We start from the raw sequence: 19,837 nt of genomic DNA on the forward strand, positions 1-19,837 counted from the left end.
TGGTTGAAATGACGGCTGAAAAAACACACCTCGCACAGCCAGCGAGCGCCCTCTCACACCCGCTTCAGGTGCCAGCTGGCGTCGCCGAACAGTTGCCCGATGACGATCAGGCGCTTGGCGCAGTGGCTGACCCGGCACTCGTCGGTCATGCCCATGGCACCGTGCATCTGGATCGCCGACAAACCCAGCTGGCGGCCCCACTGGCTCACCAGCACCTTGGCGGCCGACACCAGACGGCGGCGCTGGGCCGGCTCGCCCGCGTCCACGGCCATGGCGGCGACGCAGGCCATGGACTTCAGCTGCTCCAGCGCGATGGCCATGTCGGCCATGCGGTGCTGCATCACCTGGAACTTCGCCAGCGGCGCACCAAACTGTTTGCGCGTGCGCAGGTGCTCGGCGGTGTGCACCATGAGCGCGTCCACCACGCCCACGGCCTCGGCGCACAGGGCGGCGATGGCCGCGTCGAGCGCGGCCTCGACCGCGTCGGCCGCTTCGCCGGGCGCGCCGAGCACGCGATCAGACGCCACCACCACATCGGTCAGCGTGACGTGGGCCGCGCGGCGGCCGTCCAGCGTGTCGAAGCCCCGCACCTGCACGCCGGGCGCGTCGGCGTCCACCGCGAACACCGTCAGGCCCTGGCGCTCGTCGCCCTGCCCTCCGGTGCGCGCCACCACCAGCAGCAGGCCGGCGCTGTCGCCCTGCAGCACGCCGGTCTTGCGGCCGTGGAGCACATGGCCTTGCGGCGTGGCGCGGGCCTGCAGCTGCGCGCGCTGCCAGTCGTAGCGGGCGCCGTCTTCGTACAGCGCGACGCTGGCCTGCAGCACGCCGCTGGCCAGGCCGGGCAGCCAGCGCTGCTGTTGCTCGGTTGAACCCAGGCGCATCAGCAACTGGCCGGCCATCACGGTGCTGGCCACGAAGGCGCCGCCGCCCAGGGCGCGCCCCAGTTCCTGCGCCACCAGCATCACCTCCACCGGGCCCTGCTCGCTGCCACCGGCGTCGGCCGGGAAGGGCAAACCCAGCAGGCCCAGCCCGGCCATGCCGGCCCAGCGGCCCTGCGCCTGCTCGGGGGTCTCGGCGTTGCCGCGGTGTTCGGCGGGGTACTCGCCGTCGCAGAAGCGTTGCACCGCTTCGCGCAGCGCCAGGTGGTCGTCGTTCAGAGAGAAATCCATTGCGTGTCCTTGGGGCTGCGGCGGTGGTCAGGGCTCAGAACGCGTCGAGCGTGGCCCGGGCGATCAGGTTGCGCTGCACCTCGTTGGTCCCGCCGTAAATCGTGAGCTTGCGGGCGTCGAGGCAGTTGGCGGCCAGCGCCACCAGCGTGGGGTCGGTGACCGCCTCGTCCAGGTGCTCCAGGCTCTGCGCGTCGAGCGAGAACGGCACCGCATCGGGGCCGGCGATGTCGAGCAGCGCCTCGAAGATGGCCTGGCGCAGCTCGGTGCCGCGCACCTTGAGCATGGAGGCCTCCACCGCGGGTGTGCGGCTTTGCTGGTGGGCGCTCAGCAGGCGCAGCGCGGTGAACTCCAGCGCCATCAGCTCCACCTCGAACTGGGCCAGCCGCGCCTGCAGCACCGGGTCGTCGCCCAGGCCCTGCTGCTGTGCCAGCTGGCGGGCGCGGGCCAGCTGCTGCTTGCAGGAGCCGATGCCGGCAATGCCCGTGCGCTCGTGGCCCAGCAGGTACTTGCCATAGGACCAGCCCTTGTGCAGCTCGCCCACCAGGTTCTCCACCGGCACACGCACGTTGTCGAGGTAACACTCGTTGAGGTCGGTGCCGCCTTCGAGCATGCGGATCGGGCGCACGGTGAGGCCGGGCGAGGCCATGTCGATCAGCAGGAAGGAAATGCCTTCCTGCGGCTTGCTGGCATTGGGGTCGGTGCGCACCAGCGCGAACATCATCGAACACCACTGGGCGTACGAGGTCCAGACCTTGTGGCCGTTGACCACGAAGTGCTGGCCGTCGGGCTCCAGCACGGCGGTGGTGCGCACGGCGGCCAAGTCGGAGCCAGCGCCCGGTTCCGAGAAGCCTTGCGCCCACCAGGTGTTGCTCTGGCGGATGTCGGGCAGGTACTTGCGCTTCTGTTCTTCGGTGCCAAAGGCGTGCAGCACCGGCCCCAGCATCTGGATGCCGCTCGCGATGATGCGCGGCGCGCCGCCCAGCAGCGTCTCTTCATCGAAGATGTAGCGCTGCACGTGGCTCCAGCCGGGGCCGCCATGCTCCACCGGCCAGCCCGGCGTGAGCCAGCCACGGGCTTCGAGGATGCGGAACCAGGTCACGTAGTCGGCGTGTTCCAGGCGCAGGCCCAGCTCCACCTTGCGGCGGATGTCGGCCGGCAGATGCTCCTTGACGAAGGTGCGCACTTCCAGGCGGAAGGCCTCGTCGGCGGCGGAAAACTGAAGTTTCATGGTCGGCTCTCTCTCAGCTGGTCAGGCGGCCGTGGCCACCACCAGCGCGTCCAGCGCCAGCACCGGCTGGGCCGACCCGGCGGGGTAGGCCACCAGGGGGTTGATGTCGATCTCGGTGATGGCGGGGTTGGCCCGCATCTGCGCGCCCACCTGCGCGACCACCCGGGCAATCGCGTGCAGGTCCACACCCGCCGCACCGCGGATGCCTTGCAGCACCACCGCGGCCTTGAGGCGGCCCAGCTCCACCACGATGTCGTCCACCGCCATGTCGGCCGGGATCAGGCGCACGTCCTTGAGCGCCTCGATCCAGATGCCGCCCAGGCCCACGAGCACCACGGGGCCCCACTCAGCGTCGCGCTTCGCGCCCACCACCAGCTCCAGCCCGCGCGGCCCCATGGCCTCGACCAGGGCGCCGTCCAGCACCAGTTCGGGCCGGTGGCCCGCGACGCTGGCGTGCAGGCGCGTCCAGCCCGCGCGCAGGGCGGCCTCATCGGCCAGGCCCACGAGCACACCGCCCACATCGCTCTTGTGCGGCAACTCGCTGGCCTGCGCCTTGAGCACCACCGGGTAGCCCACGGTGGCGGCGATGCGCACCGCCTCGTCGGCGCTGGTGGCCAGCGCGCCCTTGGGCACCGCCAGGCCGGCCTGGGCCAGCCAGGCCTTGCCCTGGTATTCCGGAAAGATGCCGTTGGCCGGCACCGCGCCCGGCAAGGGCAAAACGGGCGGCAGCTCGCGGGTGGCGCGGGCGGCGCGCTGCAGGGCCTCGCCGTAGGCGGCCACCTGGCGCATGGCGCGCAGGGCGCGGTCGGCCGAACGGAACAGCGGCACCCCGCTGGCCGTGATGGCGTCGGTGAAGAACGGCTCCACGGCGCTGCCGTCGCCGGTCAGCACCAGCACGGCGGGCTTGGTGGCGCGCGCGATGGCGGGCACGATGTGCTCGGCCTTGTCGCGCTGCGCCATCTCGGGGCCGACCGGAATGGCCAGCACGAGGTTGCCAATGCGCTCGTCGTCCAGCAGGGTCAGCAGCAGCTCGCCGATCAGGCCCGGCTGGCGCACGCCGATGGTGGTGTAGTCCAGCGGGTTCTCGGGCACGGCGTAGGCCGGCAGCAGCGCGGTGAGTTTCGCGACGGTCGGCGCGGTGAGTTCGGGCAGCGCCAGGCCGAGGTCGTCGGCAAAGTCGAGCGCGATGTTCTTCATGGCGCCGGAGCCGGTCATGAAGGCCGTGCCGCCCGCCGGCGGCTGCGGGTAGCGCAGCAGGATGGCGCTGGTGTCGAGCAGCTCGTCCAGCGACCCGACGACCACCACCGCCTCGCGCCGGAGCAGCGCGCTGGCCGTGGCGTGGTCGCCGGCCAGTGCGCCGGTGTGCGACTGCGCGGCCTCGCGGGCCCGGGCGCTGCGCCCCGGCATCAGCAAGACCAGCGGCTTGCCCGCGGCCCGCGCCTGCGCAGCGAGCTGCAGGAACAGCTGCGGACGGCGGATCTGCTCCACATACACCGTGACGACGCGGGTCTGCTCATCGCCGATGTGGTGCGCCAGCACGTCTTCGACCGAGACCGAGACCTCGTTGCCGGTGGAAAACACCGAGGTCACGGGCACGCCGCGGGCGAGGAACGCGTCGCGCAGGTTGGCGGCCATGAAGCCGCTTTGCGCCACCACGCCGACCCCGGGGCGCTGCTCGCGCTCGCGCGCCGCCAGCGGCTCGAAGGTGACGGGCACGCCCGCCGCCAGGTTGGTGAAGCCCATGCAGTTGGGGCCCACCAGCAGGATGCCGGCCGCGCGCGCAGCCTCGGCCAGCGCCTGCTGCCGGGCCTGGCCCTCCTCGCCCGCCTCGGCGTAGCCCGAAGCGAACAGCACCGCCGCGTGGCAACGGCGCGCGGCCAGGGCCTTCACCGACTCCATCACGCCCGACTCGGGAATCGCCAGCACCGCCAGATCGATGCCCTCGGGCAGCGCGTCGATGGTCTTCACACAGGGACGGCCCTGGATCTCATCGCTGCTGCGGCTGACCAGGTGCAGCGCGCCGTCGTAGCCAAAGCGGTCCAGGTTGCCCTGCACAAAGCCGCCGAACGAACGCGGGTCGGCGGAGGCACCCACGATCACGATGGAGCGCGGCCGGAGGATCCGGTCCACCGGCAAGGCCACCGACGCACACGCTGAAGCAGGCTGAGACATGCAAAAACACCTTATCTGGATGAGACACCCCCCGCGCCGCTTCGCGTCACCCCCCAGGGGGCGGCACTGGCCGTCCGGCGAAGCCGGCCCGGCGGTGCCCCCGGTGGGCGTTGCTTCATGCGGCGCGGGTGGCGCGAATGCGGAAGGGAAGACTGGTATGTCGAAACCGGCTGCTGGGTGTACCGACAGCTTGTTTCTGTTGCCAATTCTGGCATACATAAAAGGTGTTTTCAATACACCACAGCGTGCAAAATGGATTTCCTAGGGTTTACACCGAGGCCGCCTTCAGCCCCCATGACAAGGGAAAGAACATGAAATACCGCAAAAATTGCCATCACTTTCCCCATGAAAGAGGCGCTTTTCCCCTGCACGTCACCTGTGCTGGTTAGGATGGGCACTGTCCGCTTGAGTCGCCATTTGTGGCATTCATCTAATTTTCTATTGCATACCACAACAACTTGGAGGTATATTTGCCATGCCCATGGAAAACCTTGTCCAACTCGACCCCCTGACCGACCCCGATGCCGCGGTGCCGAGCGACGATGCGCGCCCGCGCGGCGGCCGGGCCAACGAGATCCGGAACGCGCTGCAGGAGGAGATCGAATCCGGCAAGCTGCCCCCGGGCAGCCCGCTGGACGAGCGCGCGCTGGCCGCGCGTTTCCAGGTCTCCCGCACCCCCGTGCGTGAGGCGCTGCAGCAGCTCGCCGCGCGCGATCTGGTGCGCATCGCGCCGCGCCAGGGCATGTCGGTGGCCCGCCTGTCCATCAGCCAGGTGCGCGCCATCATGGAAACCATCGGCGAGCTCGAAGGCGTGTGCGCCAGGCTGGCGGCCCGACGGGTGGACGACGCGCTGCGCACCCAGCTGGACGCGGCCCTGCAGCAGTGCCAGGACGCCGCGATCCAGGGCGGCACCGAGGAATACGCCCTGGCCAACACCGCTTTCCACGAAGTGATCTATGTGGGCAGCCGCAACCCCTACCTGGCCGACCTGATTCGCAACGCGCGGCGACAGATCTACCGCTACAGCCTGCGCAATTTCGTGACCAAGGCGCAGATCAACAAGTCGATGCAGGACCACCTGAAGGTGGCGCGCGCCATCCAGGACGGCGACGAAGCCACGGCCGCCCACCAGATGATCCTGCACGTGCCCTCGGGCTCTACCGGGTTCTCCGAGTTCCTGGCCCGCATGCCCATGAGCCTGTTCGAAACCGAAGCCGGCGAGTCCTGACGCGCCCGGCCCAACATCACCCACCGCCCCATGTCACGTCCCCCACGCTCCATCGATGTCCCCGGTGCTTCGCACAACGCGCCCATTCCGGCCGCGGCCCGTGTGGGCCCGCTGCTCTGCACCTCGGCGGTGTCGGGCAAGGACGCGGCCACGGGCCAGCTGCCCGCCGACGCAGCCACCCAGGTGCGCCACACGTTTGCGAACCTGCGGGCGGTGCTGCAGGCGGGCGGGGCTTCACTGGACGACGTGGCGAAGTTCAGCGTGACGATCAAGGACAACTCGGTGCGTGAGCCCCTCAACGCCGAGTGGCTGGCCTGTTTCCCGGACCCGCACGACCGCCCGGCCCGCCACATCGTGGTGCAGGACCTGCAGCACGGCCTGTGGCTGCAGATCGAGGTCATGGCCTTCGTTTCGTAAACCCCTCACCACTTCCACAGGAGACGCCGCTTCATGATCATCGATTCCCACGCCCACATTCACATGCCGCCGGAGAGCTTCCGCTTCATGGCAGAACTTGTCGGTGGGCGTGCCAACCCCTACACCCTGCCCAAGATTCCCGACGCCTCGATCCGCAAGGTGGCCGAGGATCAGATCCGCATCATGGATTCGGTCGGCACCGACATCCAGTTCATCTCGCCGCGCCCCTACCTGCAGCTGCACTCGGTCAAGCCCGGCAAGGTCACCGAGCTCTGGTCCCAGCATTGCAACGGCCTGATCGCCGAGTTCGTCAAGCTGTTCCCCGACCGCTTCCGCGGCGTGGCCGGCCTGCCGCAGTTCATGGACGAGCCGCTCGACGTGCGCGCCATCCCGGAACTCCGGCGTTGCGTCAACGAGCTCGGCTTTGTCGGCTGCCTCATCAACCCCGACGCCACCGAAGGCCTGGGCGACCCACCCGGCATGGGCGACCCCTACTGGCACCCGCTCTACCAGGCGATGGTCGAACTCGACGTGCCAGGCCTCATCCATTCCGCCAGCAGCTGCAGCGAACGCGAGTCCTACACGCTCAAGTTCCTCAACGAGGAAACCATCTCCATCGTCTCGCTGCTGGGCGCCAAGACCTTCGACACCTTCCCCGACCTCAAGATCGTGGTGGCCCACGGCGGCGGCGCCATTCCTTACCAGATGGGCCGTTTCCGCTCGTGGAACGTGCGCAAGGGTGAAAAAGAGACCTTCGACGAACAGCTCAAGAAGCTCTACTTCGACACCTGCAACTACAGCACCGAAGCGATGGAGCTGCTGCTCAAGGTGGCCGGCACCGACAACGTGATGTTCGGCACCGAAAAGCCCGGCACCGGCAGCGCACGCGACCCGCTGACCGGGCGCGACTACGACGACATGAAGCCGGTCATCGAAGGCATCGGCTGGCTGACCGAAGAACAGAAGAAAAACATCTTCGAGTGCAACTGCCGGCGCGTGTACCCGCGCGCCTTCCGCAAAGACGAAGACTGCTGAGGAGACACGACATGCCGCTGAGCAAAGAAGACAACGATCTGCTGACCCGCGTCGAGAACGGCGCGCCCATGGGTGAAATGATCCGCCAGCACTACTGGATGCCCGCCGTGCCATCCTTCAAGCTGGAGGCCGATGGCGCGCCGGTGCGCGTGCGCCTGCTGGGCAAGAACTACATCGCCTTCCGCGCCACCAACGGCGACGTCGGTGTGCTCGACGAGCAGTGCCCGCACCGCAAGGCCTCGCTGGCGCTGGGCCGCAACGAGGACAACGGCATCCGCTGCATCTACCACGGCTGGAAGTTCAACGTCAAAGGCGAGGTGGTGGAAGCCCCGAACCACGCCGGCAACCAGGAACAGTTCTGCCAGCACGTGCGGGTGAACCGCTACACCGCGGTGGACCGCGGCGGCCTGATCTGGGTCTGGCTGGGCACGGGCGACACGCCGCCGCCCTTCCCCGACCTGCCGTTCATGGACCTGCCGGCGAGCCAGCGCTCGGTGACCAGTGTGGAGGTGCCCACCAACTGGGTGCAGGGCGTGGAAGCGTCCATGGACTCCTCCCACGTGGGCGTGCTGCACGAGTCCACCACCCAGCTCACGGCCGGTGGCGGCAACCAGCGCATGCTGATGACCAAGGCGCTGGCGCCCAAGCTGGAGTTCGAGGAGCGGCCCTATGGCTACCGCTACGCCGCCCTGCGCGCCCTGCCCGACGGCAACACCTACGCGCGGGTCAACAACTTCGTCATGCCGTGGTACGGCATCATCTGCCCGCCCGACGAGCAGGGCCCGACCACGGTGTTTTTCTCCACCCCGGTGGACGACGTGACGCACCGCGCCTGGTTCGTGCACTACAACCCGCACCGTCCCCTGGGCATGACCATCATGTCGGCCACGCCCGACGTGTGGAACTTCCCGCCGCTGCCACCGGGCGCCGCCAAAGACAACTGGGGCCAGAACCGCGACATCATGAAACGCGGCCACAAGACCGGCTTCCCCCAGCACCTGGGCACCGAAGACTTCGCGATGTTCCTGAGCCAGGGACCCATCGCCGACCGCACCGACGAGCAACTCTGCTCGGCCGACGGCGCGGTCATCCGCGTGCGCCAGGCGCTGCTGAAGGCCGCGCGCGAATTCATGGAGGGCAAGGCGCCCACCATGGCCCACCACCCCGACCTGGACTACCGAAAGATCCGCTCGGTGGGCGTGGTGCTGCCCACGGGCGCCGACTGGCGCGCCATGGCCGACGCCTGACCCGCTCCCCTTCGCCGGTCCGAAAGGTGCACAGACACCTCGGGCCACCCCCGGACCGTCTGGCCCGGGCATGTCCTTATCCAGGAGACAACCCATGAAACTCAATCGCCGTCACCTCTTGCTCTCCAGTGGCGCCCTGCTGGCGCTGCCCCAGGCCAGCTGGGCACAGACCCGACCCGCCATCCGCATCCTCGTGGGTTTCCCGCCGGGTGGTGCCACCGACGCCATCGCCCGGGTGGTCGCCGACCGCCTGCCCAACCTGCTGGGGCAGCCGGTGATCATCGACAACAAGGCCGGGGTGGGTGGTCGCATGGCCGCCGACGCGGTGCTGGCGGCGCCGGCCGACGGCCTGACCTTCATGGTGGCCCCCAACGCCACCCCCACCTTCCAGATGCTGGTGTTCGGTCACCAGATCCGCTGGAACATCGTGAAGGACTTCACCCCGGTGGCCACCGTGGCCTCGTACCCGCTGGGCATGGGCGTGGCCTTGAGCACCGGTGCGACGAACGCGCGCGAGTTCGTTGAATGGGTCAAGAAGAACCCCGGCAAAAGCAGCTTTGGCTCCCCGGGCCTCGGGGGGCAAAACGCGTTCCTGGGCGAGCAGCTGGCCAAGACCGCCGGCATCGACCTGCCCGTCACCCCCTACAAGGGCTCGCCGCCGATGGTGAACGACCTGCTGGGTGGCCACGTGCCCTCGGCCATCAGCCTCATGGACGGCATGATGGCGCACCACCGCGCCGGCAAGATCCGCGTGATCGGCATCTTCACCAAGGAGCGCTCACCGCTGATGCCCGACATCCCGACCTTTGCCGAACAGGGCATCGACGTCACCTCGGGCGAAGGCTGGACCGGCATGTGGGCCCGCGCGGGCACGCCCGCCGCCGAGATCGAGCGCATGCAGAAAGCCATCCAGCAGGTGCTGCAGATGCCCGAGGTCCGGGAGCAGATGGCCCAGCGCCTGTGGGTGCAGCCGCACTACCGCAACGGCGCCGACATGGACAAGCTGCAGCGCGCGGAGCTGGCCCACTGGGAACCCATCATCAAGGCCTCCGGCTTCAAGGCCGAGTGAGCCATGCTGAGTGAAGACAAGAACCGGCAGCTGACCCAGGTGGGGCCGGGCACCCCCATGGGCGAGGTGCTGCGCCGTCACTGGCACCCGGTTGCCGGCATCGACGAACTGGAGCGCAACGCCGTCAAGGCCGTGCGCCTGATGGGCGAAGACCTGGTGCTGTTCAAGGACCTCTCGGGCCGGTACGGCCTGGTGGACCGGCAGTGCGCCCACCGCCGCGCCGACCTGAGCTACGGCTTTGTCGAGGCCAACGGCATCCGTTGCAACTACCACGGCTGGCAATACGATGCCCATGGACAGTGTGTGGCTCAGCCTTACGAAGAGCAGGTGGATCCGCAGGCCCGCCTGAAATGCAAGGTCAAGCTCAAAGCCTACAAAGTCCAACCGCTCGCCGGCCTGCTGTGGGCCTACATGGGCCCGCTGCCCGCGCCCGAACTGCCCGACTGGGCGCCCTTTCACTGGCCCAACGGCTTCGTGCAGGCGGTGTTTTCCGAAGTGCCCTGCAACTGGCTGCAGACGCAGGAGAACTCCATCGACCCGGTGCATTTCGAGTGGATGCACGCCAACTGGAGCCGCCGCCTGCGCGGCACGGCCGGGCCCGAAGGGGACGGCTACGCGCCCACGCACCTGAAGCTGGCCTTCGAGGAATTCGAGCACGGTTTTCTGTACAAGCGCATCACCGCCGACACCGACGAGCGCCACCCGCTCTGGACCATCGGGCGCGTCTGCCTGTGGCCCAACGGCTTCTTTCTCGGCGACCACTTCGAGTGGCGCGTGCCGGTGGACGATGAGAACACGCTGAGCGTCACCTGGTCGTTCATCCGCGTGCCACGCGAGGCCGAGCCCTACACGCAAGCCAGCATCCCCACCTGGGTCAGCCCGATCCAGGACACCGATGGCCGCTGGCTCACCAGCCACGTGATCAACCAGGACATCGTGGCCTGGGTCGGCCAGGGCCGCATCGCCGACCGCACGAAGGAACACCTGGGCGCCAGCGACCGTGGCATTGCGATGCTGCGGCGCCAGCTGTTCGAGGACATGGCCGCGGTGCAGGCGGGGCGCGATCCCAAGGGCGTTCTGCGCGACCCCGAGCGCAACCAGCGAATGGAGCTGCCCAGCGACTCGCGCGATTTTTTCCTCCACGGCCTGCCCCTGGCCGACTACCAGCGGCACCCCAAGTGGGCCCGGCTGTTGAACCACTTCATCTTCCACGCCGGCCAGCCGGCCTGGGTTCAGCAGGCGCACGAGCAGGCCACGGGCGTGGCCATCCAGCCCATGTCAGCGCTGGACCTCTGAAGGACCGACCCGTGACCCTTTCATCCACGTTCCAGGTTCGCCTGCGCTCCATCACCTTCGAGGCCGAGCACATCCTCGGCTTCGAGCTGGTGCCCCTGCCCCCGGCGGAACGCCTGCCGGCGTTCACGGCCGGCGCCCACATCGACCTGCACCTGAACACCCCGGGCGGCCCGCTGGTGCGAAGTTATTCGCTGCTCAACGACCCCAGGGAAACGCAGCGCTACTGCATCGGCGTGAACCGCGACCCGAAATCGCGCGGCGGCTCGCGCCATGTGCACGAAGCCCTGCGCGCGGGCGATGTGCTCACCATCAGCGAGCCACGCAACAACTTCCCGCTCGACGAGGGCGCTCCGTTCAACGTGTTCATCGCGGGCGGCATCGGCATCACGCCCATGCTGGGCATGATCGCCCGCTCGCAGGCGCTGGGCACGCCCTGGCGGCTGCACTACACCGCGCGCACCCGGGAGCACGCGGGTTTTCTGGACATGCTGGCCGCTCACCAGGGCCAGCCCGGCGCCGAGGTGCGGCTCAACTTTGATCAGGCACCCGGTGGACAGATGCTGGACCTGGGCCGGATCGTGGCCGATCTGCCCGCCGGGGCGCACGTGTACTGCTGCGGCCCGTTGCCCATGCTCGAAGCCTACGAGCGGGCCACGGCCGGCCTGCCGCCCGAGCGCGTGCACCGCGAGTACTTCGCGGCCAAGGAAGCCGCCGCCACCGGCGGTGGCTTCACCGTGGAGCTGGCGCGCAGCCGCAAGACACTGGAGGTGCCCGCCGGCAAGTCCATCCTCGACTGTCTGATCGAGCTCCAGGTGGAGCCGCCGTTTTCGTGCCGCGAAGGCGTGTGCGGCACCTGCGAGGTGCGCGTGCTCGAAGGCATCCCCGACCACCGCGACCTGGTGCTGACCGATGCCGAACGCGCCGTGGGCGACCGCATGATGGTCTGCTGCTCCGGCGCCAAAACCCACAAGCTGGTGCTCGATCTCTGAGCCCCCGGCCTCCCCGTTTCAAACTGAAAGCAGCCCCATGAGCGAACCCCTGATCACCTACCAACTCGACGGCGCCATCGCCCTGATCGGACTGAACCGCCCGGACAAACGCAACGCCATCAACGACCCGCTGGTGGATGAGTTGCGCGCGGCGGTGCTGCGTGCGCACGAAGAGGCCGACGTGGCCGTGCTGTTCGGGCACGGCAGCAACTTCTGCGCCGGCCTGGACCTGGCCGAAGCGCTGGCCCGCGCCACCGGCCAGATCAAGGCACCGCGCAAACGCAAGCGCCACAACTGGCACGAGGTGTTCGACCTGATCGCCCGCGGCCCGATTCCGTTTGTGGCGGCGCTGCACGGCGCGGTGGTCGGTGGTGGCCTGGAGCTGGCCATGGCGGCCCACGTGCGCGTGTGCGACGACACCGCGCTCTTCGGCCTGCCCGAGGGCCAGCGCGGCATCTTCGTGGGCGGTGGCGGCACGGTGCGCATCCAGCGCGTGGTGGGCACCACCGTGATGATGGACATGATGCTGACCGGCCGCCTGCTCACGCCCGCCGAGGGCCTGCAGGAACACGTGGTGCGCTACGTCACGCCCGCCGGCGAGGCCCTCACCAAGGCCACCGAACTGGCTGAGCGTATCGGCAAGAACAGCCTGGACACCAACTGGATGATCATCAACGTGCTGCCGCGCATCCACGACATGTCGCACGACGACGGCCTCTTCGTCGAGCAGCTCAACTCCGCCCGCGCGCGTCCGCCGGAGGCCGAGGCCCGCCTGCGCGAGTTCGTCGACGGCAAGGCCAAAAAACTGCAAGACAACCAGGCCTGAGAGATCGCCATGAGCACCATTGACCTGTTCACCGTCAGCGACGAAGAACGCGCCCGCGCAGCAGCCCACGCCCGCATGGCCACCGCCCAGGCCGCGAACATCCCCGACATCCCGGCCAGCACGCCGCTGCGCCCGGTCCACCGGGTCGCCGTCATCGGCGCCGGCACCATGGGCGGCGGCATCGCCATGTCGCTGGCCAACATCGGCATTCCCGTGACCCTGATCGACAGCAGCGAACAGGGGCTGGAGCGCGGCCTGGCCCGCGTGAAAGACAACTACGCCACCACCGTCAAGCGCGGCAAGCTCAGCCAGGCCGACATGGACCAGCGCCTGGCGCTGATCACCGGCTCGCTGCAGATGGCCGATGTGAAAGACGCCGACATGGTGATCGAGGCGGTGTTCGAAGACATGGGCCTGAAGCAGGACATCTTTCGCCAGCTCGATGCCCACTGCAAGCCCGGTGCGATCCTGGCCACCAACACCTCGGGGCTGGACGTGGACGCCATCGCCGCCGTCACCTCGCGCCCGCAGGACGTGGTCGGCGCGCACTTCTTCAGCCCGGCCCATGTCATGAAGCTGCTGGAGGTGGTGCGGGGCGCCCGGACGGCGCCCGACGTGATCGCCACGCTGATGGACCTGGGCCGGCGCATGGGCAAGATCGCGGTGCTCTCGCGCATCTACCCCGGCTTCATCGGCAACGCGCTGTTCCGCCACTACACCCGCGAGGCCCACTTCCTGGTGGAAGACGGCGCCCTGCCCCACGAGGTGGACGCGGCGCTGAAAAAATTCGGCTACGCCATGGGCATCTTCGCGGTGCACGACATGGCGGGCAACGACGTGGGTTACCAGACACGCAAGGCCCAGATGGCCACGCGACCGACCGACCGGCGCTGGAACGACCTGATCATGAAGCTCTGCGACCAGGGCCGCCTGGGCCAGAAAAGCGGCAAGGGCTGGTACCGCTACGAGGCCGGCGACCGCACGCCGCAGCGCGACCCCGAGCTGGAGCGCTTCATCGTCGACGAGTCGGCGCGCATGGGCATCGTGCGCCAGCCCATCAGCGAAGACGACATCATCAAGCGCTGCCTCTACGGCATGGTCAACGAGGGCGCCCGCCTGCTGGAACACGGCATTGCCTCGCGGCCCAGCGACATCGACATCACCTACCTGACCGGCTACGGTTTCCCGGCCCACCACGGCGGCCCGATGTACCTGGCGGACCGCATCGGTCTGGCGAATGTGCTGGCCGACATCCAGCAGCTGCACGCCCGGTACGGCCACTGGTGGCAACCCGCGCCTTTGCTGGAACAGCTGGTGCGGGAAGGCAGGCGCTTCGCGGACCTGCAGCCCGCGCCGTGATGCCACGCGGCACGCAGACAGTCATGACCCGGCATTGACAGGCCCACCCACGGAAAGACGGTATGGATCTCGGCATTCAAGGAAAGAAGGCGCTGGTGTGCGCTTCGTCGCAAGGCCTGGGCTACGCGTGTGCACTTGCTTTGGCCCAGGAAGGCTGCGAGGTCTTCATCAATGGCCGGGACCTGCCCAAACTGGAGCGGGCTGCCGAGGCCTTGCGGCGGGAGACCGGTGCCACCGTGACCCCCGTTCAGGCCGACATCGCCACCGAGGCGGGGCGCGCCGCGCTGCTCGCCGCGTGCCCGGCGCCCGACATCCTGGTGAACAACAACGCCGGCCCACCACCCGGCCAGCTGGCGGACTGGGACCACGCGGCGTGGATCGGGGCGCTGGAGAGCAACCTGCTCGCGGCGACCTTCCTGATCCAGGCCATCCTGCCCGGGATGCGCGAGCGCCGGTTCGGGCGCATCGTCAACATCACCTCGGCCATGGTGAAGTCGCCGCACGCGGCCATGGGGCTGTCCACCGCGGCCCGCGCCGCCCTCACCGCGCTGTGCAAGGCCTTGTCGCGCGAGGCCATCGTCGACAACGTGACCCTCAACAACCTGCTGCCCGAGCGCTTCGACACACCGCGGCAAGCGTTCATGGCGCAGCGCCTGATGCAGGAACAGGGCATCTCGCTCGACGACGCGCGGCGCCAGATCACCGACACCGTGCCCGCCAAACGGTTCGGCGATCCGGCCGAGTTCGGCGCGGCCTGCGCCTTTCTGTGCAGCACCCGGTCAGGGTTCATGACGGGGCAGAACCTGCAGCTCGATGGGGGTGCCTACGCGGGCTTGATCTGACCGCGGTGGGTGGCCCCACCCACCGCGTTTTCTGGCCTCTCAGTGCTTGACCGTCGCCGTCGCTTTCGCCGCCGCGTCGAACCCGCCCTTGGCCTTCCACTCCTCCATGCCGCCCTGCAGGATGCGCAGGTTGTCCCAGCCTGCCACGCGCATGGCGAAACCGGCCTGGGCCGAGAGCGAGCCGGTGTTGCAGTAGATCAGCACGGGTTTGTCTTTGGGGATGGTGTGGCGCTGGGCCAGCACCTGGCGCCAGTCCATGTGGATGGCGCCGGGGATGTGGCCCTTGGCGAACTGGCCGGCGTCGCGCGCGTCGATCACCAGCATCTTTTTCCACTCCTCGGCCGGGATCTGCTCGGCAAAGATCACGCCACCGCCGTAGTCGACGAATTCGAGGTACGCCTCCATCTCGTCGACGGCAATGGCCTTGTTGTCGGCGTGCGCGGCGGGGGTCAGCAGCAGGGTGGCGGCGGTGAAGGCGGCGAGCGCCAGTGGGTGCAGTTTCATGGGGTCTCCTGTTTAAAGTGGTAGCAAATCAGCATGAACTGATATTTTCCGGGAAATGAGACATTTTTTGGGCAGCTGTCTTCACCCACCCGGTTTGAACGGGCTCAGCGTTTCACCCCTGCTCCCGGCTCGGAGAAGGGACGGCGGTTGATCGCGTAGTCGGTGATTCGTCCTTTGAAGGGCAGCAGCAACATGCCGCCCAGCTGCGCCACCTCGTGCGGGTCGGTGTGGTCGCGGATGCCGATGGTCATGCCGAGCTGGCCGGCGCGCGGCTGCTCGCGGTAGGTGCCGAACAGGCGGTCCCACCAGGTGAGGTTGAAGCCGAAATTGGAATTGCTCTCGTCGTCTTCCACCGAGTGGTGCACGCGGTGCATGTCGGGCGTGACGAGGAACCAGCGCATCACACGGTCCACCGCCGCAGGCAGGCGGATGTTGCCGTGGTTGAAGGTGGCGCAGGCGCTGAGCAGCACCTCGAACATCACCACGGCCAGCACCGGCGCACCCAGCAGCGTGATGGTGGCGAACTTGATGCCCATGGAGAGCACGATCTCCAGCGGGTGGAAACGCGTGCCGGTGGTGAGGTCGTAATCGAGGTCGGCGTGGTGCACCCGGTGCAGCCGCCAGAGCGCGGGCACGGCGTGCACCATCACGTGCTGCAGCCAGATCACGAAGTCCATCGCCACCACGGCCAGCGGCACCGCGAGCCAGAACGGCACGGCAAAGTGGTTCAGCAGCCCCCAGCCCTTCTCCACACCCAGCGCGGCCATGCCGACCGCCGCGGTCGGGAACACCAGGCGCACGATGACCGTGTTGAGCAGCACGGTGCCGAGGTTGGCGGTCCAGCGCTGCCGGCGGCTGAGCTTGAGCGCGCGGCGCGGAGACGCCAGTTCCCACAGGGCGACGAGCGCGAACACGCCGAAGAAGAAGCCCATGCGGATCAGCGGCTCGTGCGCCATCACCCAGGTCTCGAAGGCGTTCATGGCCAGCGCCTCAGCTTTCCAGCGGCAAGCCGGCGGCCTGCCACTCGCTGACGCCGTCGGACACCTTGCGCGCCCGGTAGCCACGCGCGAGCAGCAGGGCCACGGCTTCGTCGGACAACAGGCAGAACGGACCGCGGCAGTAGGCGACGATGTCCTTGTCGCGCGGCAAAGAAGCGAGGTGCCGTTCCACCTCGGCCATCGGCATGGAACGCGCATACGGCAGGTGCGCCACGGCGTATTCGTCGCTCGGGCGCACGTCGATCACCACCACCTCGCCACGCCGGGCCTGCTCCATCAGCGCCCGCCGGTCCACCGGTGCCAGCTGGCCCGGGTGGGCGGCCATCTGGTCGAGCGCCAGGCGCAGTTCCAGCAGGTGTTCGCCGGCCACTTCGCGCAGCTTCACGCCCAGGCCCGCCACGTCGGGGCCGGTGAGGCGGTAGTGGATGAATTTGCCCTCGCGCCGGCTGGTGACCAGCCGCGCGTCGCGCAGCGCTTTCAGGTGGGCGCTGGCGAGCTTGATGTCGATCGACAGCTCGGCCGCGAGCGCATCGACCGACTTTTCGCCCTGGGCGAGCATTTCCAGCAGCTCCAGCCGCTTGGGGCTGGCCAGGGCTTTGCCGATGCGGGCGACCTGTTCGTACAGCAGGTCTTTGAGTTGGCGGTTGTTCATGCAGTCATTCTAACGATCATTAGATTGATTGACAAAACCCGATGCGGTTGTGGGGACATGGGCGCACCGGCCGCGGTTGCCGGATGCGGAACGGCCGGTGGCGCTCAGGGCGGCGGCCCTGGCGGCCGGTCAGCAGCCGAGCTGGTCGGCGAGGTGCAGCAGGTCGCGCGCGTGCAGCGTGTTGGCCGGGGCGGGCGACACGTCTTTCGGCTGCCCGGCGCCGAACTCCAGCGGGCGTTCGATGTACGCGGTCATCAGGCCGCAGGCGCGCGCGGCGGCCAGGTCGTCCTGGTGGGCCGCGACCAGCATCACCTCGACCGGCGCGGCGTCGAAGGTCTGCGCCACGCCCAGGTAAGTGCGCGGGTCGGGCTTGTAGGCGCGGAACACCTCGGCCGAGAGGATGCAGTCCCAGGGCAGGCCCTCGCGCTTGGCCATGTCGGTGAGCAGGCCGATGTTGCCGTTGGAGAGCGTGCAGATGGTGAAGCGAGCCTTCAGCCGCGTGAGCCCGGCCACGCTGTCGGGCCAGGCGTCGAGCCAGTGCCAGACGCGGTTGAGATCGGCACGTTCGGCTTCACCCAGATGGTCCAGGCCGAAGCGCAGCAGCAGCCCGTCGAGGATCAGGCGGTGCAGTTCGTCGATGCGTGTCCAGCCGAGTTCGCCCGACCGCACGCGCGCCATGGCGGGCTGGTAACCCGCGCGCCAGGCGAGCGCGAAGGCGTTGGCGTCGACCTGCGGATGGCGTTCGCTCATTTCGCGCACGATGCTGCCGTGCCAGTCGACCACGGTGCCGAAGATGTCGAAAGCGAGGATGCGGGGCACGGGGTTCATGGGCGGGCGCCTTTCAGGTTCTCAGAGCCAGCGGCGCACGCGCCGGGTGTAGGCCGTGTAGGCCTCGCCGAACAAAGACGTGAGCACACGTTCCTCGGGCTGGATCTGGAAGCGGGTGATGTAGAGCACGAACACCACCGGCCCCAGCAGCGGCCAGGCGGCGGCGAGCCAGACCGCCCAGGCGGTCAGGAACATCACCAGCCCCACGTACATGGGGTTGCGTGTGAAACGGTAGACGCCGGTGGTGACCAGCGCCGTGGTCTTGCGTGGGGCGAGCGGGTTGATGGTGGTGTGCCGCCGCAAGAAGGCGATCAGGCCCATGAGGTCGAAGCCGGCGCCCGCCAGCGCGAGCACCAGGGCCACCGCGCGGCGGATGCCCTCGGGCCAGGGCAGCGCGGGCCCGAGCGCGGCCAGCGCCCACATGGCCAGCGCCAGCAAGAGCGCCACCACCGGCGGCGGGATTTTGAGTTCGAGCGCTTTCATGGCGAATCCTTCATGGCGACGACACGGGCCGCGACAACAGGCGCGCCAGCCCCCAGGCGAGCCCCAGCCAGAAACAGAGCAGGAAGGCCCAGCCGAACGGCGTCGGCCTGCACCAGCCCCAGCCGCAGGCGCCGTTGTTCTGCAGCAGCCAGGGCACGCCCAGCGCATGGAACAGGTAAACCGACAGGTAGGGGATGGCGGCCAGCACGCCGATGGGGCTGTCCAGATAGCCCGGGAACCAGGCACCGGGCAACAGCACCGCACCGTACAGGCCGACGATCCAGGCGAACACGTTCCAGGTGCGGCGCGGCTTCATGCGGTTCTCCTTTGTGACCACCAGCGTTCGGAGCGAGGGTGGGTGCGCGTGATTCAATCCACGCGCAGGCGCACACCATCGGCCTCGGCGGCAACGATCTCGCCCACCTCGGCCGCTTCGGCAAAGCCGTGGCGTTCAAAGATCGCCAGCACCTCGGCCACCGCCTCGGGCGCGCAGGCCACGAGCAGGCCGCCGCTGGTTTGCGGGTCGCTCAGCAGGGCCTGGTCCACCGGCTGCAGGCCGGCGCCCAGGCGCACTTCGTGGCCGTAGGCGGCCCAGTTGCGGCCGCTGGCGCCGGTGACCATGCCTTGCGCGGCCAGCCCGAGCACGCCGGTGATCAGCGGCACGCGGGCCATGTCCATCTTCACCGTGGTGTTCGAGCCGCGCGCCATCTCCAGCACGTGGCCGGCGAGGCCAAAGCCGGTGATGTCGGTCAGCGCGTGCACGCCGTCGAGCTTCGCCAGATCGGGGCCGGGGGTGTTGAGCTTCGTGGTGTTGGCGATCATCTGCGCGTAGCCTTCGGCGGGCAGTGCGTCCTTCTTCAGTGCGGCCGAGAGCACGCCCACGCCAATGGGCTTGCCGAGGATCAGGCGGTCGCCGATCTTCGCGTCGGCGTTGCGCTTCACGCGTTTCGGGTGCACCAGGCCCATGGCGACCAGGCCGTAGATGGGCTCGACCGAGTCGATGGTGTGGCCGCCCGCGATGGGGATGCCGGCGGCGCGGCACACGTCCTGCCCGCCTTGCAGGATCTGGCCGATGGTCTCGGTGCTGAGCACGCTGATCGGCATGCCCACCAGGGCCAGCGCCATGATGGGCGTGCCGCCCATGGCGTAGACGTCGCTGATGGCGTTGGTGGCGGCGATGCGGCCGAACTCGTAGGGGTCGTCCACGATGGGCATGAAGAAGTCGGTGGTGGCGATCAGCGCCTGCTCATCGTTGAGCTGGTAGACCGCCGCGTCGTCCGCCGTTTCAATGCCGACCAGCAGCTCTTTGGGCATGGGCATCGCCGCCGTGCCTTTGAGGATTTCGCTCAAGACGCCGGGCGCGATCTTGCAGCCACAGCCGCCACCGTGCGAGAGGCTGGTGAGGCGGGGTTCGGTGGCTGCGGCGGGGGTGGGGGCGTTCATCGGTGACTCCGGAGGGGGCAGGTGGCCGCGTCCAGAGCGGCGAGCCAACATT

20 protein-coding genes are annotated in these 19,837 nt (G+C 68.7%); 10 read left to right on the forward strand and 10 right to left on the reverse strand.

The window, feature by feature from the left end; all coding sequences use genetic code 11:
• Positions 1-53 precede the first annotated feature (53 nt).
• The 3 genes from IM738_RS14825 to IM738_RS14835 are packed head-to-tail and all read right to left on the reverse strand — an operon-like array spanning position 54 to position 4,569.
• Entirely contained in the window at positions 54-1,169 is a 1,116-nt protein-coding gene (locus IM738_RS14825; protein ID WP_236961674.1) for an acyl-CoA dehydrogenase family protein, read from the reverse strand.
• Positions 1,170-1,203: 34 nt separating this feature from the next.
• The gene (locus IM738_RS14830; RefSeq protein WP_236961675.1) at positions 1,204-2,397 is read right to left on the reverse strand and encodes an acyl-CoA dehydrogenase family protein; all 1,194 of its coding nucleotides are present in this window, start codon (positions 2,395-2,397) and stop codon (positions 1,204-1,206) included.
• Between the two features lie 21 nt (positions 2,398-2,418).
• Positions 2,419-4,569 (reverse strand): acetate--CoA ligase family protein, encoded by a 2,151-nt coding sequence (locus tag IM738_RS14835; protein ID WP_236961676.1) that lies wholly within the window; start codon positions 4,567-4,569, stop codon positions 2,419-2,421.
• Positions 4,570-5,050: 481 nt separating this feature from the next.
• Between IM738_RS14835 and IM738_RS14840 the strand changes: the two genes are divergently transcribed.
• The 10 genes from IM738_RS14840 to IM738_RS14885 all read left to right on the forward strand — a co-directional run bounded on the left by IM738_RS14840 (position 5,051) and on the right by IM738_RS14885 (position 14,877).
• Positions 5,051-5,797, forward strand: a complete 747-nt coding sequence (locus IM738_RS14840) for a GntR family transcriptional regulator (RefSeq protein WP_236961678.1) — start codon at positions 5,051-5,053, stop codon at positions 5,795-5,797.
• Between the two features lie 30 nt (positions 5,798-5,827).
• On the forward strand, positions 5,828-6,214 hold the full coding sequence (locus IM738_RS14845; RefSeq protein ID WP_236961679.1) for a RidA family protein: 387 nt from the start codon (positions 5,828-5,830) through the stop codon (positions 6,212-6,214).
• Between the two features lie 33 nt (positions 6,215-6,247).
• Positions 6,248-7,249, forward strand: coding sequence for an amidohydrolase family protein (locus tag IM738_RS14850; protein WP_236961680.1), 1,002 nt, complete (start codon positions 6,248-6,250; stop codon positions 7,247-7,249).
• An 11-nt stretch (positions 7,250-7,260) separates the two neighbouring features.
• Complete coding sequence (locus IM738_RS14855; protein WP_236961681.1) at positions 7,261-8,496, forward strand: Rieske 2Fe-2S domain-containing protein; 1,236 nt, start codon at positions 7,261-7,263, stop codon at positions 8,494-8,496.
• A gap of 94 nt (positions 8,497-8,590) precedes the next feature.
• Positions 8,591-9,565 (forward strand): tripartite tricarboxylate transporter substrate-binding protein, encoded by a 975-nt coding sequence (locus IM738_RS14860; protein WP_236961682.1) that lies wholly within the window; start codon positions 8,591-8,593, stop codon positions 9,563-9,565.
• 3 nt (positions 9,566-9,568) lie between these two features.
• Positions 9,569-10,861, forward strand: coding sequence for an aromatic ring-hydroxylating dioxygenase subunit alpha (locus tag IM738_RS14865; protein ID WP_236961683.1), 1,293 nt, complete (start codon positions 9,569-9,571; stop codon positions 10,859-10,861).
• A gap of 11 nt (positions 10,862-10,872) precedes the next feature.
• Positions 10,873-11,850, forward strand: a complete 978-nt coding sequence (locus tag IM738_RS14870) for a PDR/VanB family oxidoreductase (RefSeq protein WP_236961684.1) — start codon at positions 10,873-10,875, stop codon at positions 11,848-11,850.
• A 37-nt stretch (positions 11,851-11,887) separates the two neighbouring features.
• On the forward strand, positions 11,888-12,676 hold the full coding sequence (locus IM738_RS14875) for a crotonase/enoyl-CoA hydratase family protein (RefSeq protein WP_236961685.1): 789 nt from the start codon (positions 11,888-11,890) through the stop codon (positions 12,674-12,676).
• Positions 12,677-12,685: 9 nt separating this feature from the next.
• Positions 12,686-14,035 (forward strand): 3-hydroxyacyl-CoA dehydrogenase, encoded by a 1,350-nt coding sequence (locus tag IM738_RS14880; protein ID WP_236961686.1) that lies wholly within the window; start codon positions 12,686-12,688, stop codon positions 14,033-14,035.
• A 62-nt stretch (positions 14,036-14,097) separates the two neighbouring features.
• A complete protein-coding gene (locus tag IM738_RS14885) occupies positions 14,098-14,877 on the forward strand; it encodes an SDR family oxidoreductase (protein ID WP_236961688.1) in 780 nt (259 codons plus the stop codon).
• A 39-nt stretch (positions 14,878-14,916) separates the two neighbouring features.
• Here the strand turns inward: IM738_RS14885 and IM738_RS14890 are convergent, their stop codons facing one another.
• The 7 genes from IM738_RS14890 to selD form a co-directional block, all read right to left on the reverse strand.
• Positions 14,917-15,381 carry a rhodanese-like domain-containing protein gene (locus IM738_RS14890; protein ID WP_236961689.1) on the reverse strand — a complete coding sequence of 155 codons (465 nt, stop codon included), beginning with the start codon at positions 15,379-15,381 and terminating at the stop codon, positions 14,917-14,919.
• A 104-nt stretch (positions 15,382-15,485) separates the two neighbouring features.
• Positions 15,486-16,361 carry a sterol desaturase family protein gene (locus IM738_RS14895; protein ID WP_236961690.1) on the reverse strand — a complete coding sequence of 292 codons (876 nt, stop codon included), beginning with the start codon at positions 16,359-16,361 and terminating at the stop codon, positions 15,486-15,488.
• A gap of 10 nt (positions 16,362-16,371) precedes the next feature.
• Positions 16,372-17,031: an ArsR/SmtB family transcription factor gene (locus IM738_RS14900; RefSeq protein ID WP_236961691.1), complete on the reverse strand. Its 660-nt coding sequence runs from the start codon at positions 17,029-17,031 to the stop codon at positions 16,372-16,374.
• A 129-nt stretch (positions 17,032-17,160) separates the two neighbouring features.
• A complete protein-coding gene (locus tag IM738_RS14905) occupies positions 17,161-17,859 on the reverse strand; it encodes a haloacid dehalogenase type II (protein WP_236961692.1) in 699 nt (232 codons plus the stop codon).
• Between the two features lie 21 nt (positions 17,860-17,880).
• Positions 17,881-18,342: a methyltransferase family protein gene (locus IM738_RS14910; protein WP_236961693.1), complete on the reverse strand. Its 462-nt coding sequence runs from the start codon at positions 18,340-18,342 to the stop codon at positions 17,881-17,883.
• Positions 18,343-18,352: 10 nt separating this feature from the next.
• On the reverse strand, positions 18,353-18,658 hold the full coding sequence (locus tag IM738_RS14915) for a hypothetical protein (RefSeq protein WP_236961694.1): 306 nt from the start codon (positions 18,656-18,658) through the stop codon (positions 18,353-18,355).
• A gap of 53 nt (positions 18,659-18,711) precedes the next feature.
• Complete coding sequence (gene selD, locus IM738_RS14920; RefSeq protein WP_236961695.1) at positions 18,712-19,785, reverse strand: selenide, water dikinase SelD; 1,074 nt, start codon at positions 19,783-19,785, stop codon at positions 18,712-18,714.
• Between the last annotated feature and the right edge of the window lie 52 nt (positions 19,786-19,837).

Origin of the sequence: Hydrogenophaga sp. SL48, from assembly GCF_021729865.1 — a bacterium.
GTDB lineage: Bacteria > Pseudomonadota > Gammaproteobacteria > Burkholderiales > Burkholderiaceae_C > Hydrogenophaga.

Coding starts and splice junctions, on each gene's coding strand:
- IM738_RS14825 (WP_236961674.1), bottom strand. CDS start 1,169: ATGGATTTCTCTCTGAACGACGACCACCTGGCGCTGCGCGAAGCGGTG.
- IM738_RS14830 (WP_236961675.1), bottom strand. CDS start 2,397: ATGAAACTTCAGTTTTCCGCCGCCGACGAGGCCTTCCGCCTGGAAGTG.
- IM738_RS14835 (WP_236961676.1), bottom strand. CDS start 4,569: ATGTCTCAGCCTGCTTCAGCGTGTGCGTCGGTGGCCTTGCCGGTGGAC.
- IM738_RS14840 (WP_236961678.1), top strand. CDS start 5,051: ATGGAAAACCTTGTCCAACTCGACCCCCTGACCGACCCCGATGCCGCG.
- IM738_RS14845 (WP_236961679.1), top strand. CDS start 5,828: ATGTCACGTCCCCCACGCTCCATCGATGTCCCCGGTGCTTCGCACAAC.
- IM738_RS14850 (WP_236961680.1), top strand. CDS start 6,248: ATGATCATCGATTCCCACGCCCACATTCACATGCCGCCGGAGAGCTTC.
- IM738_RS14855 (WP_236961681.1), top strand. CDS start 7,261: ATGCCGCTGAGCAAAGAAGACAACGATCTGCTGACCCGCGTCGAGAAC.
- IM738_RS14860 (WP_236961682.1), top strand. CDS start 8,591: ATGAAACTCAATCGCCGTCACCTCTTGCTCTCCAGTGGCGCCCTGCTG.
- IM738_RS14865 (WP_236961683.1), top strand. CDS start 9,569: ATGCTGAGTGAAGACAAGAACCGGCAGCTGACCCAGGTGGGGCCGGGC.
- IM738_RS14875 (WP_236961685.1), top strand. CDS start 11,888: ATGAGCGAACCCCTGATCACCTACCAACTCGACGGCGCCATCGCCCTG.
- IM738_RS14880 (WP_236961686.1), top strand. CDS start 12,686: ATGAGCACCATTGACCTGTTCACCGTCAGCGACGAAGAACGCGCCCGC.
- IM738_RS14885 (WP_236961688.1), top strand. CDS start 14,098: ATGGATCTCGGCATTCAAGGAAAGAAGGCGCTGGTGTGCGCTTCGTCG.
- IM738_RS14890 (WP_236961689.1), bottom strand. CDS start 15,381: ATGAAACTGCACCCACTGGCGCTCGCCGCCTTCACCGCCGCCACCCTG.
- IM738_RS14895 (WP_236961690.1), bottom strand. CDS start 16,361: ATGAACGCCTTCGAGACCTGGGTGATGGCGCACGAGCCGCTGATCCGC.
- IM738_RS14900 (WP_236961691.1), bottom strand. CDS start 17,031: ATGAACAACCGCCAACTCAAAGACCTGCTGTACGAACAGGTCGCCCGC.
- IM738_RS14905 (WP_236961692.1), bottom strand. CDS start 17,859: ATGAACCCCGTGCCCCGCATCCTCGCTTTCGACATCTTCGGCACCGTG.
- IM738_RS14910 (WP_236961693.1), bottom strand. CDS start 18,342: ATGAAAGCGCTCGAACTCAAAATCCCGCCGCCGGTGGTGGCGCTCTTG.
- IM738_RS14915 (WP_236961694.1), bottom strand. CDS start 18,658: ATGAAGCCGCGCCGCACCTGGAACGTGTTCGCCTGGATCGTCGGCCTG.
- selD (WP_236961695.1), bottom strand. CDS start 19,785: ATGAACGCCCCCACCCCCGCCGCAGCCACCGAACCCCGCCTCACCAGC.